Below are 15,321 nucleotides of genomic sequence, written 5' to 3'. Positions count from 1 at the left end.
AGAAGAGATTTAGGTATCTAGAATCATTTTTAACAGCATTAATAATGATATTTAATTATTTTTTGTAAGTTAAATCTGTTAAATTGCTTTTTTTAATAAATTATTTTTTCTCACAGAGATTTAATAAAATATTAATTTTTATCATAATTATATAATATGCAGATAGATAGTTATTTTACTAAGCAAACAAATGTCAGGGAAATTATATTAGAACATTTAGATAATGCAAGTTCCAAAGTATTTGTTGCGGTGGCTTGGTTTACAGATGTTTGTTTATTTCAAAAATTATTAGAGCTACAAGAGAGGGGAATTTCTGTTGAAGTTATAATTACCAAACATAAGTTTAATACAGAAAGTAGAAATAACTTTCAGCTTATAGATGATAATGGTTTTTTTGCAGAAATAGGAAGTGATGACCAACTCATGCATATGAAGTTTTGTGTTATCGATTATGGAACAGTAATTAGTGGGTCTGCTAATTGGTCAAATAGAGCATTTACAGTAAATAATGAAGAAGTAACAATCGTTTCAGGAAATCAGCAAAGGTCTAATGATTTTGTGGAAGAATTTGATCGTTTAAAAGAACTTTCTGGAAAAATAAATAAATACGAAGAAGCACTTGATGTTTCCAAAGCATTTAAATATTTTAAACTTATTAAAGCATTTGTAGATTTAGGAGACACTTCAAATATTCAACCTTATATCTATAAACTAAAAATAATAAAAGAACTAGATCCAATAACAAATTTACTATTAGCTGAAAAATATGATTTAGCATTTATTGAGATTGATAATTTTGAAAAAAAATACACTCAACTTATTGATATTACAGCTATCGAAAAAGAGCAAATTATTTCACAAGTAAAACTTCTCTCATACCAAATAGAAACCTTAGAGATAGAAAAAACTGAAATAGAAGCACAAATTGAACAATTTAATCATAGATATATTATTGAACTCAATCCAATGATTTCAAAAATTCTAGCCCTCAAAAAGAAGATTTACGAAAAATTAAAAAAACATGGTATTGTAGATGATACTTTTGAGAAAATTGAAGAAGAGTTCAATAAAAAGAACAGAGAATATCAAGAGGAATTAGAAATTGAAATACCTGAGTTAAATAAGGATGATGCAATTGATATCAAAAAAATGCACAGAGAAGCTGTAAAATTATGTCACCCTGATTCATCGAATTGTATTTATGAAGATAAAAATGAGGCCGCAAGAATTTTTAATGAGTTAACAAATGCAGTAAAAGTCAATGATATTGAAAGGGTGAGATATCTTTGGAATGAATTAAAACAAGGTAACCCTGTATCAGATGTTGATACGCATTACGAATTAGAATATTTAAGAGTAAAATTAGAAACCCTTAAAGGAAAATATAATTATTTGTTCAATGAATTATCTTTAATACAATCTTCTGAAGTTTGCCAAATAATTTTAAAAATTGATGATTGGAATGAGTATTTTGAAAGTCAGAAAGCACTTTTAAAACAGGAACATGAAATTTTAACAGAAAAATATGTGAAGCATGAGTAAAGAAATTCAAAAGATTGAAAGTAATAAAAAGAGTAAAATAGATTTGCTTAATATTAATACTTCAGCTTTAAGTGCAAGTTTAGGGGATTTAGTAATTCCAAGACTTTTCTATCAATTAGTTATTTTTATTATTGATGGATCGAATTCAATGAATGATGATTCAAAAAATGGAATTTCAAAAGCCGAAGACATTGATAAAGGAATAAAATCTATAATTAAAAGATTAAATAAAAGTAAAAACTCTGGTTCATTTGATATTTGTTATTTAACTTTTTCAGATGAGTTTGTAGAAGTGTTTTCCCCTAAAAGTGTTAAAAGTATTAATCATAACCAATCCTTTAATCCTTTAAATTTTATTGAACCAAAAGGAACAAAGCTTTGTAAAGGATTAAAACATGCTAAAAATATTATCAATAAATATAACGAAAAGTATAAAAATAAAAATTGTCAAGTACTATTACAAATATTGTCTGATGGTGCTATTCAAGATTATGAAGCTTCTCTAGAGGTAGTAAATGAATTAAAGAATATTGATAATACGACGATATCTTGCCAATTTTTGGAATCGCATATAGAAGATGGCCAAAAATGGTTTTCTTGTAATGAAACAACCGGTGAGGTGAATTATGATGAGCCTTGGACTATTGGAAAGGTTAGAAGATATGAAGAGAGAATTGCTAATCGATTTAAAAAATTCGCATCTAATTCTGATTTATTTGTAACCTCTATTGATCCCGAAGAAATCAGAAAACACATGATTAAAAGTATATCAACAGTATCAAAAATAGATTAATGTATTTTTCAGCACAACATATAGATGTTAAATTAAAACAAGATTATGCCGATTTTTCTATTGATGAAAGCAGAAAATCTTTAGTGCTTTGCGATGGAATAGGCGAATTTGAAGATTCGGGAAAAGTAGCAGAAGTTATAGTAAATCAATTTATAGGTGAAGGTTATTCAAGACTATCTGAGGTTATTTTGGATGAAGAGGTTTCGAAATTAAAAGAAAACAATATTATAGGGGGTACCACTTTTATAAGCGCAATAAACAAAAATGAATCAGATAAAGTTCAGTTAGAATATCTTGGCAATGGAGGGATAATCCATCTACATGGGGATTTTTCAACTAACGTGAATTCCGAAGAACCTTATAGATATGGTGAGTTAATGATACCTCATATTTCGCCTAATGGTCCATTGACAAAACATGTTTCCCATAATAGTGATAAGCCAGAACTAGCATCTTCAAAGATAGAACTCAATTTAAATTACTTAGCAGGAAATATAATAATACTATTTAGCGATGGAATATCTTCACTTGAAGATAAGGTGATTTTAAAAGATAATGAGAATAGGTTTTGGAGAAATGAAAATCCTGCTATTCAATTAATTTTAAAAGAATTAAATGACTTTCTTATTTTAAATAAAAACCCTGAACTATTTAAAGATGTACTCATAACGTTTAATAATACTATTCTCAAAAAACTAAAACTTGAAAACTACCTTGAAGACGATGCTTCTTTAGGATTTATAATAACAGAACAAGTGTTAAATCATTATAATTTAAAAAACAATGATTAAATCACTTTCAAGTATCACAGATATATCTGTGATAAATCAAAATAATGAAAATGATATTTTATCTTTTTCAAAAATTGAGTTTGATGATAATCCTATAGGATCTGGTGGTTTTGGTTCCGTTCATCATGTGCAAGCAATAGATGGTATTTCAAAATCAGAGTTCGTTCTAAAAATATTTACAGATGAAGAGCACAAGCAGCATGCTTATGATGTAATAAAAATTTTACATGATAAATTAAAAAAGCGTCAAGAAAAAACAAAAACACCAACATATCATGACTTACCAGAATTATTAGGCCTTCCTTTTCTTGTATTTAAAGGATATGATGCTATTTCAGAAAAGCATTGTGTTGCTTTTTTAATATACAATCTTCAAAAACTAAATTATGAAGATTACGGAAGTGATACTGCAAATTTAGAGGATTACAAAGTTTTAAGTATTCCTGATAAGTTGTATTTAGCCTACCAATTAGCAAAGACAATAGATTTTTTACATCAAATAGAATTTATTCATGCCGACTTAAGTGAAAATTCATTATGGTTTAATACTAATAGAATTCAATTAGCGATAATTGATTATGATAGTGGATTTCATTTTGATATACAAGGAAAACCAACTACGGTGGGTAAAGTAGGACATTGGATTGGGAGTCGTTTTAGGAATATTATAGGACAGAAAAAAGATTCGTCAGGTCTAACAACGCTCGATAGGCTTTATGAAGAATATTGGGTATTAGCAAATGCAACTTTTGAAGTTATATTTGGTGTTATGCCGTTCTTCTTTTTATCGGATACAGATGATAACACAAAACAATCATATTTAAATAAAAATGAGTGGCCAAATATAGATTACCAATCACCACTTTTTAACGAACAAAATACACAACAACATCAAACAATACTATCTTTTATAGATCAATTAGAGAATGGGGGTGCAGAGGAGTTAATTTCTGCATTTAAAACTGTTTTTAATAAAGGATATAAAAACGAATCTAAAAGATTAACAGCAAAAGAATGGAATGATTTACTTTTAAATCTAAATCAATCTTTAGAAAACACACCATTAATTAAAAGTTTTAGCTCTAATAAAACGGCTATCAATCAAAAAAATGAAGAAGTCATATTTTCATTTGAGAATCAAAAATATAATGCAATTTACATAGATGATAAACTTGTTCCTTTGCATCAGAAATCGTTAACATTATCATTAAAAGATAATAAAAAAATTGTTTTAAAAATAAAGAATGATTTTCAAGTTGTAGAAGATTTTATTGAAATTAAAGCAATAAAACTGATTCCTGAAATAGTGAAATTTGAAGCGTCTAGTTATACTAGAAGCTCTCTTTCTCCTGTAAATTTAAATTGGATTGTAGAAAATGCTAAAGAGGTTCGATTAACTGGGGTAGAAACCACTTTTCCAATCTTAAGTAGCATAGATGTTGAGCCATCAATTAAAACGACATATATATTATCTGCTATTGGTTTTTTTGATGAAAAAATCACTGAAAAAATCACAATAAGCATAATAGAACCAGTAATTAAGTCATTTAATTGGGAAGTTAATCTTAACAAGGGAATTGATAATGTAGATTTAAAATGGGAAACAGAGGAAGCACAAAGTATTCAAATTATTCCTGATGTTAATAGCACTATACCTAGTGGTTTAGCTCATGTTCCCATTAGTCAAGAAACCACTTTTAAATTAATTGCAAAAGGTTTGTTTAGTGAAGTTGAGAAAGAGATTACTGCTCATCCCTTCCCTGTACCAATTGTTAAACAAATATTTGCTGAGGCTCCAAAAATTGAAATTAATACAAATATCGATTTTTCAGAATCCAATTTACCTAAAGATTTGTTGACAATTAACAATATTCAGTTTTCAAATAATGTCACTTTTAATAATATTGAAATAAATGCAACAGAATTAAAAAACTCACTTGAGTTTCCGAAGTTTGAAAACGAAAATGACTTAATAAAAAGAATAAGTAAAAAGAAAATTACATTATCAGATATTTATGATAGTGTCTTAATCAAAATGCATAAACATTTAAATAAATGAAAAAAATAATTAAATATCCTTTTCAGAAACTATACAAGTTTTTTCTATGGTCTTCTGGAGCCGATTTAGACATTCTTAAACAGGCACCTACAGATGCTAATAAATATTTCGGTATTGGAGGAACAATAATATTTACTTCTTTAATGGCTTCTTTTGCAGGAGGATATGCGTTTTTTACGGCATTTAAAGAAGAGATCTTTAATGCGGATAATGTTTTAATCGGTTATACCGTATTAAGCGAATTTTTAGCCGTGTTTTTTGGGTTGTTTTGGGGTTTATTAATTTTTAACCTTGATCGATATATCGTTTCAACATTTGGAGTTGGTGATGGGAAAAAAACAATATCTAGACAGGAGTTAATGGAAGCAGGACCAAGGCTTATAATGGCTATGTTACTTGGTTTTGTAATAGCGACCCCATTGGAGTTAAAACTTTTTGAGAAAGAAATAAACGCAGAGATTAGTACGCAAATAGCAATAGTGAATAATACTATTATTCAAAGTGGAGAGAATGATCCTATTTTAACTAGGTTAAAAACGGAAAGAAATGATTTGCAGATGAATATAGCAAATAGGAGCGTGTTAGTTGAGGATAAAAGAGCGTTTTGGGAGGCCGCAAATAAGGATAAAAATGATGAATGGAATCTGGGTAAATTTAGTGGTAAGCGAGGCAAGGGAGGATACTATAACGATTTGAAAAAAATAGCAGACGATGCCGAAAAAGCATATACTGATACAAAAATTAATGTAACTACTTTAAATGAAAAAGACTATAGTGTTATTGATGATATAGATGTCAAAATTCAAAGTAGAGAAGACGCTACGCAATCAGATATTGAAAATCAAAAGACTATACAAGCTCAAAATGATGGGTTAATAGCGAGGTTAAAAGCTTTAGATAATTTAATGTATGAAGAAGTGCCTACATACGAGATTAAAGATGGAAAAAAAGTACTGGCTAAAGTTGAAGTTGAAAAAACTGTGGTATGGTATGCTAAATGGTTAATTACTTTACTTTTTATTTTCATTGAAATAGCCCCGATTATGTTTAAAATGATGACTGAAAGAGGTACTTATGATGATATTCTGGATAGAATTAAACACGAGGCAAAAGTGAAACAACTGTTATTACAGTCCAATATAAATCAAGAAATTAATATTGCTGTGAAAGTTCATGCTGATAAAAATTCTCAAAAATTGAATGCCGAATTAACTGCAAATAAAGCACTATTAGAATCTATAGCAAGTGCGCAGGCTGAAATTGCTAAGGAAGCTATTAATGAGTGGAAAAAAGAGCAGTTAGAAAAAGTAAAAAATAACCCATCATTAATAATTAAGTCATAGATAAATGGAGAAAATTATTAAAATAGGTTTAGCAATACTATTTTTCTTGTGCTTGTTAGATATGCCTTATGGTTTTTTTGAATTGGTGCGTTTTATAGCATTACTAGGATTTGGTTTTCTTGCCTTTAAAGCGAATGAAAAAGGAGATGCTAGAGAGACGATTATTTATGCTGCACTGGCTTTACTTTTTCAGCCCTTTTTTAAAATTGCATTAGGTAGGGGATTATGGAATATTTTAGATGTTATTGTAGGAATTACTCTTGTTTTAAGCGTTTTTAAGAAAAAATAAACTTTATTAAATTATAACTAGACTAACAGTATTTGTGTAATAAGACACGCTGAAAAATTATAAATAGTGTTACTTTTAAAGTCTTTTTCAAATACAGTATAAAACCAAACAATGAACAAAAAACTAACCCTTTCATGGCTAGAAGGTTTCCTTATGGATGCCTGCGATATATTAAGAGGTAACATGGATGCCTCAGAGTTTAAAGAATATATTTTCGGAATGTTATTCTTAAAACGACTAAGCGATAAATACGAACAAGATCGTGCTGCGCGTTTAAAAGAATTACAAGCCAAAGGATTGTCTGAAGACAAAATAAACCAAAGTTTAGAGCGTGCCAACGCCTACCAATATTTTGTACCAACACGTGCACGATGGAATTACAAAACCAAAAACGAAGCAGGACAAGAAGTAAACGATGGTATTTTACACCTTAAAAAGGATGTTGGAGATCATTTAAATAAAGCCTTAGAAGCTTTAGAAGAAGAAAACCCGGATAAGCTTTCTGGTGTATTGACCAATGTGAATTTCAATAGAACCATTGGTAATAATAAAAATGCGTTGAGTGATGAAAAACTGATAGAGTTTATCACACATTTCAATAAAGTGACCTTAACCGACGATCGTTTTGAGTTTCCAGATCTTTTAGGAACGGCTTACGAGTATTTAATTAAATATTTTGCCGATAGTGCAGGTAAAAAAGGTGGCGAATTCTATACACCAAACGAAGTGGTAAAATTATTAGTTACCCTTTTAGAACCTGAACAAGAATCGTCTATTTACGATCCTACTTGTGGTGCTGGTGGTATGCTTATTGAAAACAAAAACTATGTAGAAGCACGTTATGGTGATGCGTCTCGTTTAAGTTTTGCAGGACAAGAACTAAACGGTACCACATGGTCTTTATGTAAAATGAATATGCTGTTTCATGATATTTTCGATGCTGAAATTCTGCAAGGAGATACCATTGCTAATCCATTACACGTAGAAAACGGAGAGCTTAAACGTTTTGATATCGTTATTGCGAATCCGCCATTTTCTGCAAACTATAGCGATATTAAAAATTTCCGTGATCGTTTCCATTACTGGATGCCTAAAAAGAAAAAAGCCGACTTTATGTTTGTGCAACACATGGTATCTGTTTTAAAAGACAACGGTCGTATGGCAGTTGTAATGCCACATGGGGTTTTATTTAGAGGTAGTGAAGAAAAAAGCATGCGTCAATGGTTGGTAGATCGTGGGTATTTAGAAGCGGTGGTTGGTTTACCATCTGGTTTGTTTTATGGTACAGGGATTCCTGCTTCCGTATTAATCATCAATAAAAAAGGAGCTGCACAACGTAACGAGGTCTTGTTTATCAATGCCGACAGAGAATACAAAGAAGGTAAAAACCAAAACAAACTGCGTCCAGAAGATATTGCTAAAATTAGCTACATCTATAAAAACAAAGAAAATTTAGAAGGCTATGCAAGAAAGATTTCTAAAACAGATTTAGATAAAGAAGACTACAATTTTAATATTAGAAGGTATGTAGATAACAGTCCACCTGCCGAATCACAAGATATCAATGCACATTTACATGGTGGTATTCCAACAGAAGAAGTTGACGAGTTACAACCGTTTTGGAATAACTACTCAGAATTAAGAGCAAGTATTTTTGAGGAATCTTCTAAAGCAAATTATCATCAATTTATAAAAGGGATTGATGCCAAAGAAGATTTAAAAACACTTGTTTTAGCGCATAAAGACATTTATAAAAAACGCAAAGCATACACAGATTGTGTAAACGATTGGTGGACAAACAATGTATCGAAGTTAGAAGCTTTACCAGAACAGAAAAATGTGTATGATTTATACAGAGATTTTTCTATAAGCATTGCTAGTGATTTTAGTGCATTGGGTATTTTAGATTTACACAAAAGTAGAGGTGCCTTTGCAGCCTATTGGGATTTTTTAGAAACCGATTTAAAATCGATTGCAGCAAGTGGTTGGAATGCCGAATTAATTCCTGCGGAAGATATTCTACAATCGCAATTCCCAGAAGTTTTAGAAGAATTAGCTACTAACGAAGCCAGACGCGACGAATTAGAAGCGTTATTTAACGAAGTAAACGAATTGGAAGAAGGCGAGTTTGACGAAGATAATTACGAAGTCTTCCCAAAAGAAGTATTAAAAGATTTAAAAGACAACATAAAAGTCTACAACGCAGATATTCGAGAATTAAAGAAAGAAATTAAAGCTTTAAAAATTAGAATCAAGGCTAATGCTAGTTCTGATGTCACCCTGAGCGCAGTCGAAGGGTCTTCTTTAACCGAAGCACTATCCCAAAAACAAAAAGCTCAAACCCAAGCCGAAACAAAAAAAGCAACCATAGAGCAACAACTAGCAAAACACACAGAACTCACCAACGAGTTAAAAACTTGTAAAGCAGCCGTTGCCGAAATAAAATCAAAAAAAGAAGACTTAGTTGCAAAAGCACGTGAAAAAATAACACCAGAAGAAGCCAAAGTATTAATACTAACACGTTTTAAAGAAGTTTTACACAACACCGTAATGGATTATGTAAACCGTTATGAACGTGCTTTAATTACAGAACTAGAAACACGTTTTACCAAATACCAAAATACTTTAGTCAATATTTTAGATAGCAGAGAAGAAGCTGCCAACCAATTAAATAACTTTTTAATGGAATTGGGCTATGAAGGATAGTTGGGAAGTATACAATGTCGAAGAGTCTTGTGATATTCTTGATAATATGCGAATTCCATTAAATGGGGAGCAACGAGCAGCAATTCCTGGAGGTGTTCCTTATTATGGAGCAAATGGTGTTCAAGGTTATATTTCAAAATATTTATTTGATGAGGATTTAATATTAATGGCTGAAGATGGAGGTAATTTTGAAGAGTATTCAAAAAGACCTATAGCTTATAAAATAAGCGGAAAAAGCTGGGTTAATAATCATGCACATATTTTAAGAGCAAAAAAAGGATATAGTCAAGATTATATTTTTTATTCTGTAGTACATAAAAATATTATACCATTTATAAAAGGTGGTACAAGAAGTAAATTAAACTTATCAGATTTAAAATGTGTAGAAATTGAATTTCCACCACTACCACAACAAAAAAAAATAGCAAAAATCCTATCTACAGTAGATAACGTTATAGAAAAAACCGAAAGCGCTATTGCCAAATACCAAGCCATAAAACAAGGCTTAATGCACGATTTGTTTACACGTGGTATAGATGTTACTACAGGTAAATTACGTCCAACACCACAAGAGGCACCACAGTTGTATAAAGAGAGTGCTTTGGGTTTGATTCCTAGGGATTGGGAGGTTGAGGAATTAGTTAATCTAACTAAATTAGTTACTGATGGGGCACATTTTAGTCCAATACCTCAAGAAAAAGGACTGCCTATCGGAAATGTAAAAGATATGCGTGATTCAAATTTCGATTATGATAAATGTACCAAAATACTGCCTGAAGTATTTAAACTTTTAGTAAGGCAAAATTGTAGTCCGATTAAAGGAGATGTCTTGTTGTCTAAAGACGGAACAATAGGAAAAGTGATTCACTTTGAAGATGATAGAGAAATTGTTCTCTTGTCTTCAATTGCAATAATTAGAGTCAATGAACTTATTGATTCTAGATATTTATCTTGGGCATTACAGAGTGAGTATTTCGACAAAGCTTTATACGCTTTGTTATCTGGTAGTGCATTAAAAAGAATAACACTAAAAGATATTTTAAAAATAAAACTTCCTTTTTCAAAAGATATTGAAGAACAAATTCAGATAGCTTCTAGACTAGAAAAGATTAAAGACAAAATCCAAACTGAACAACAAGCATTAGCCAAATACCAACAACTAAAAGCAGGTTTACTGCAAGATTTGTTAACGGGTAAGGTTGCGGTTAGTGTGGATTAAAAAAGATGAAAAGTAGCTATGACATTTAAAGAAGACGTTGATAATCTAATAAAAGAAAAAATCAAATTTTATAAAGATAATAGAGATCATATTATAAGAGATTACACTGATGAAAAAGAATTAGCTAAAGAATACGAAAGCAGGCAATTATTAGAATTATTACAAAATGTAGATGATACAGGTTCTAAAAAAGCGCAAATAACTTGGGACAAAGAAAATAATACGATTGCCATAGCAAATATGGGAGAATCTTTTTCGGCTTCTGGTATAAAATCTATAATGTTAGGGCATTTTAGCACAAAAATCAAACCTCATTTTATTGGTAATAAAGGACTAGGTTTTCGTTCGGTGTTAAATTGGGCAGAAGATATTAATATATACTCAAATCAATGTAAAGTTACATTTTCAGAAAAAAATGCGAAGACAGTTTTTGAAGAAAAATTAAAGTTAACAGACGAACAAAAAAAAGAATTACGACAGGCAAAAGGTTTAAAAGATACTGCCATTCCTTTTCCTGTTTTAGCGATTCCTACAATTAACTACGATACAAATAAAAACCATTGGAAAACAATTGTAGAAATAAAATATAAAACTTCAGCTGCAGACAGTATTAAAAAGCAAGTAAATGAGTTGTGTGCAGAATTATTATTGTTTTTAAATAATATAGAAACTTTAGTGATTTCAATTTTTGGAGAAGCAGAACTAACATATACAAGTCAGCGTAAAGAAAAAGAAGATTATTCTGAAATTACCATAAATGAAACCAGTTGGAAAGTTTTTACCAAAGAAAAACCACTACCAGAAAAATTACAAGATAAAGAAAAAAGTGATCTACAGAAATATCAAATAAAGATCGCTTTTCAAGAAGATTTATCAGATAGATATTATAAATTATTTAATTATTTTCCGACAAAAGTCTCTGTGTCTTTACCTTGTATTATTCATTGCACTTTTGAACTTAATAGCTCTAGAGATTATTTAAACCCTTCTGATGTTAATATTTTTATTTTAAAAAAACTCAGAAAGCTTTTGAAAAAATGTGCAGTCCATTTAACAAAAAAACAAGTAGATTGGCGCCCTTTTAAATTACTTACACCTTTAGAAAAAAGTACGGATAGTGAGTTGATAGCCGATTTTTACACCAAAATTGATAAATTAAAAAAAGAAACAAAAGTATATCCTGCCATAAGTAATAATTACATACCACTTAGTAAAGCAATATACTACAACAATGATTTTAATTCATTTTTTAAGGATAACTTTAAAGACACGCTTCCAGATCTTATTTTACCATTAGAAGATGGAATTGTAAATGAATTTAAAAACGATACCTATAAAAAAGAATATTTAGTTGAACAAATAGACAAGCTATCTTGCAAAGGTATAAGTATAGCACAAAGAGCACAACTTATAATAATATTAAATGAGGTATATAAAAGTGATACTACTGAAGAGTTATTCTCTCTTTTAATTAACCAAAAAAAGAAAGAAGTTATACCCAAAACCACTACAACATTTACACCAGTAAAAAGAGCCAAGGAAGAATTTGAAATTCCAGATGAAATTAAGGTAGATTTTATTAACACTGATTTATATGACGCTATTTTAATAAAAATTAAAGATGGATTCGATAAGAAAGAACCTGAATCAAGAGAATTTCAAAGGGCAATAAAAAATGTAGTTAATATACAGCCTTATGATAGTAACAATGTTATTGATAAAGTAATAACAGGAACTAGACAAGAGATTGCAAGTGCTAAAACTGAAAATGATAAAAGAGTTTTAGTAAAGGAAATGGTAAAAGCATTATATATTAATTTCCCTAATATTGATAATAAATTAGAAGTGCTTAAAACCGAAGTACCTTTATTAAATAAAAATAATGAGGTTACAAGTGCTGATGCTCTTTTTTTAAGTGAAACGTATCCATCTGGAGCAATAACAGCTATTATTTTTGAAGACCTATATGAGGATGACGATTATGTATTACCCTTAAATGAATGGGGACTTATAATTGATAATACACAAGAAATTGAAACGTTTTTTTTATGGTTAGGTGTACATAAATACATTAAAATTGGTAAAAAATCATTAGCGAATAACTGGGCAGAAAATGAATACATAGAAACAGTTTTTTCTAAAGGAGTTATAAAACCAGATAATTTTGATATTAATAGAATTTCTAGAGAATCGGAAGTGTCTTTTATTAGTGATTTTAACCTTATTAAAGAAATAGATGTAAATAAACTCTTGCTATTAGTTTTAAAAGATGCTTTTTTAAGAAAACAAATAGAAAATAATGAGGAACATTTACACTGGTTTTACGTTACAAAAAAACCTGTTATTTCAACACAAATTTCTTATATAAAATATCAATTTTTAAAACATGAAATCTTCACTTCTTACATTATTCAAGATACAAATGAAACACTTAAAAGTATTATAAATAAAGGTATTTCCATTGATTATGCTTGGTTAAAACAATATGGTTATGATTCAATTACTGTAAATTCAATATTAATACAATTAGGTGCAAAAGACACTATTGAAACTTTACACCCTGAATTATTATATAAAGTTTTGTTGGATTTACCATCTCAATTTGATAGGACTAAACCAAAAGGAGTTCAAAATCTATATAAAGTTGTTGTTGAAGCATTAGAAGAACAAGACATAATTATTGATATACCAGAAGGTTTAGAATTATATGCAAAAAAAAATGGAGAAACTGTTTTACTGCCTGCTTCAGAAATTTATTATGCTAATAATAGTGTATTGCCCAAAAAAATAGAGAAGTCAATTCCTATTTTAAATTATCCCAAACGAGGCGGTCAAGATAAATTAGAAAAATATTTAGGAATTCAAATTATTAACCCTTCTAATTTAGTTTTAAATGATGATTATGAAGTTTCCACAGAAATAGATAACGAATTTCAAAAATTACTAGAAAAACTAAAGCCTTCTTTATTAGCATATAGATTGTATAGTAAAAGCTTGAAAAAAGAAATTTTGACCAAAGAAGCAATTCAACAAAACGTTAACTATTTAAAAAACACCTCAATTAAATTAGTAGAAAGTGCAACATACACTTATAGTAAAGAAAATAATATAGCTCTTGAAAATTATGATTTCGTAATTTTTAAAAACATTTTTTTTATAAAGATTCCACAATATGATAGCTTAAAAGAGTTGCTTAAAGTATCTGATTTCTCAGATGCTTTTGCAGAGATAATGAGTATTCAATTTAAAGTAACCGATTTAAAAAATGACTTTAGATTTTTAATTAGAAATGATATTAAAGATACCATGCATTTAATTAAAAAGGATTTTGATGAAGAAAATTTATCTGTAGTGCTTAGTTTTTTTGGTGTTTCAGCTATTGAAATGAATTTTTGGAAACCAATTTTTGAACATAAAGGGATTCCTTTAAAAGAGGAGTTTACAAAACAAGAAGAGTTAATAAATTATATTGAAGAGAAATTAACGATAGAAATTCCAAATTCGTATAATCAATTTAATTTTGAAGAATGTAATAATGAACAAACTTATAGTTTTATTAAATATCTAACAATAAAACTAGGGAGTAATGTTGAACAAATTTATCCGCAAGGCATTGAGAAATGGCATATTGAGAATATACGAAATGTTAGAGAAGATTACGAAGAATTAATTAAGCAAGAATTATGGTATTGGTTAAACGAAAACAAAGAAGAACAAAAACATTTTTTAAGTTTTATTGATAAATTCACATTAGAACCTTTAGAAAATTTTCTTAACAATCAATCTAAATTTTCAATAGTTATAGATTATAAAAAAGTGCTTTCAGACTTTATAAATAAAAAACTTCCAATAACATTTCAAGCAAAAAATAATAAAGAAGTCAATATTGAAAATAAATACAAATCGCTGTTATTAAAATATAATTTTGATGTAAATGATATTAAGAATGATATAAAAAGTTTATTATATTTTGTAGATAATGAGAAAACTATAGAATCATATTTGAAAGATAATACTAATGATAAAGGAACTGAAAGTGAAGAAGAAATTGATGATGATGAAACAACATTGGATTTAATTGATGCTTCGCTAGAAAAAACAGAGAAGCAACCAAAAAAATCAAAGAAGAAAAAAAGAAAGAAAACTCGTAAAACCCATAGTAAGAAAAATGATGATGCTAAGAGTTTAAGCGGAAAATTAGCTGAACAGAAAGTTTTAAAAGCTTTCAAGAAAGAATATGGAAATAAAAATGTAAAATGGGTTTCTGGTTTTTCTGATATTTCAAATCCCAACGATGATTTGCAATATGATATCACATATAAAAACGAAAGCAACATTTGGAAGCATGTAGAAGTTAAAGCATTATCAAAAGATAATTCTTTTATTTTAACTCAACCAGAAAAAGAGCATGGCATTGAAGAAAATGACATTTATGAGTTTGCTCTAGTTAGTAACAAAGGTATTTATAGAGTTTATAGTCCTTTTAATTTTGATACTACTGAAAGTTTTGAATCAAATAATTCATTTACAGCACAACCAAAGGATTATACTTTACATTTTAAAATAAAAGAGAAGTAAT

9 protein-coding genes are annotated in these 15,321 nt (G+C 29.0%); all 9 read left to right on the top strand.

The window, feature by feature from the left end; genetic code table 11:
• Positions 1-156: 156 nt before the first annotated feature.
• The 9 genes from AAFN75_RS00300 to AAFN75_RS00260 all read left to right on the top strand — a co-directional run bounded on the left by AAFN75_RS00300 (position 157) and on the right by AAFN75_RS00260 (position 15,320).
• Positions 157-1,542 (top strand): phospholipase D-like domain-containing protein, encoded by a 1,386-nt coding sequence (locus tag AAFN75_RS00300; protein WP_411807723.1) that lies wholly within the window; start codon positions 157-159, stop codon positions 1,540-1,542.
• Positions 1,535-2,335, top strand: a complete 801-nt coding sequence (locus AAFN75_RS00295) for a vWA domain-containing protein (protein ID WP_411807722.1) — start codon at positions 1,535-1,537, stop codon at positions 2,333-2,335. Before AAFN75_RS00300 ends, AAFN75_RS00295 begins: the two co-directional genes overlap by 8 nt.
• Entirely contained in the window at positions 2,335-3,126 is a 792-nt protein-coding gene (locus tag AAFN75_RS00290; protein ID WP_411807721.1) for a hypothetical protein, read from the top strand. Before AAFN75_RS00295 ends, AAFN75_RS00290 begins: the two co-directional genes overlap by 1 nt.
• A complete protein-coding gene (locus AAFN75_RS00285) occupies positions 3,119-5,185 on the top strand; it encodes a hypothetical protein (protein WP_411807720.1) in 2,067 nt (688 codons plus the stop codon). Before AAFN75_RS00290 ends, AAFN75_RS00285 begins: the two co-directional genes overlap by 8 nt.
• On the top strand, positions 5,182-6,528 hold the full coding sequence (locus tag AAFN75_RS00280; protein ID WP_411807719.1) for a DUF4407 domain-containing protein: 1,347 nt from the start codon (positions 5,182-5,184) through the stop codon (positions 6,526-6,528). Before AAFN75_RS00285 ends, AAFN75_RS00280 begins: the two co-directional genes overlap by 4 nt.
• A 4-nt stretch (positions 6,529-6,532) precedes the next feature.
• The gene (locus tag AAFN75_RS00275) at positions 6,533-6,817 is read left to right on the top strand and encodes a DUF6804 family protein (protein WP_411807718.1); all 285 of its coding nucleotides are present in this window, start codon (positions 6,533-6,535) and stop codon (positions 6,815-6,817) included.
• Between the two features lie 111 nt (positions 6,818-6,928).
• Positions 6,929-9,523 carry a type I restriction-modification system subunit M gene (locus tag AAFN75_RS00270; RefSeq protein ID WP_411807717.1) on the top strand — a complete coding sequence of 865 codons (2,595 nt, stop codon included), beginning with the start codon at positions 6,929-6,931 and terminating at the stop codon, positions 9,521-9,523.
• Positions 9,513-10,742, top strand: a complete 1,230-nt coding sequence (locus tag AAFN75_RS00265) for a restriction endonuclease subunit S (RefSeq protein WP_411807716.1) — start codon at positions 9,513-9,515, stop codon at positions 10,740-10,742. The genes AAFN75_RS00270 and AAFN75_RS00265 overlap by 11 nt, the downstream gene beginning before the upstream one ends.
• 18 nt (positions 10,743-10,760) lie before the next feature.
• Complete coding sequence (locus tag AAFN75_RS00260; RefSeq protein WP_411807715.1) at positions 10,761-15,320, top strand: sacsin N-terminal ATP-binding-like domain-containing protein; 4,560 nt, start codon at positions 10,761-10,763, stop codon at positions 15,318-15,320.
• Position 15,321 lies beyond the last annotated feature (1 nt).

Source organism: Algibacter sp. AS12, assembly GCF_046736315.1.
GTDB classification, from domain to species: domain Bacteria; phylum Bacteroidota; class Bacteroidia; order Flavobacteriales; family Flavobacteriaceae; genus Algibacter_B; species Algibacter_B amylolyticus.
This window is presented reverse-complemented; position numbering and strand designations above follow the sequence as displayed.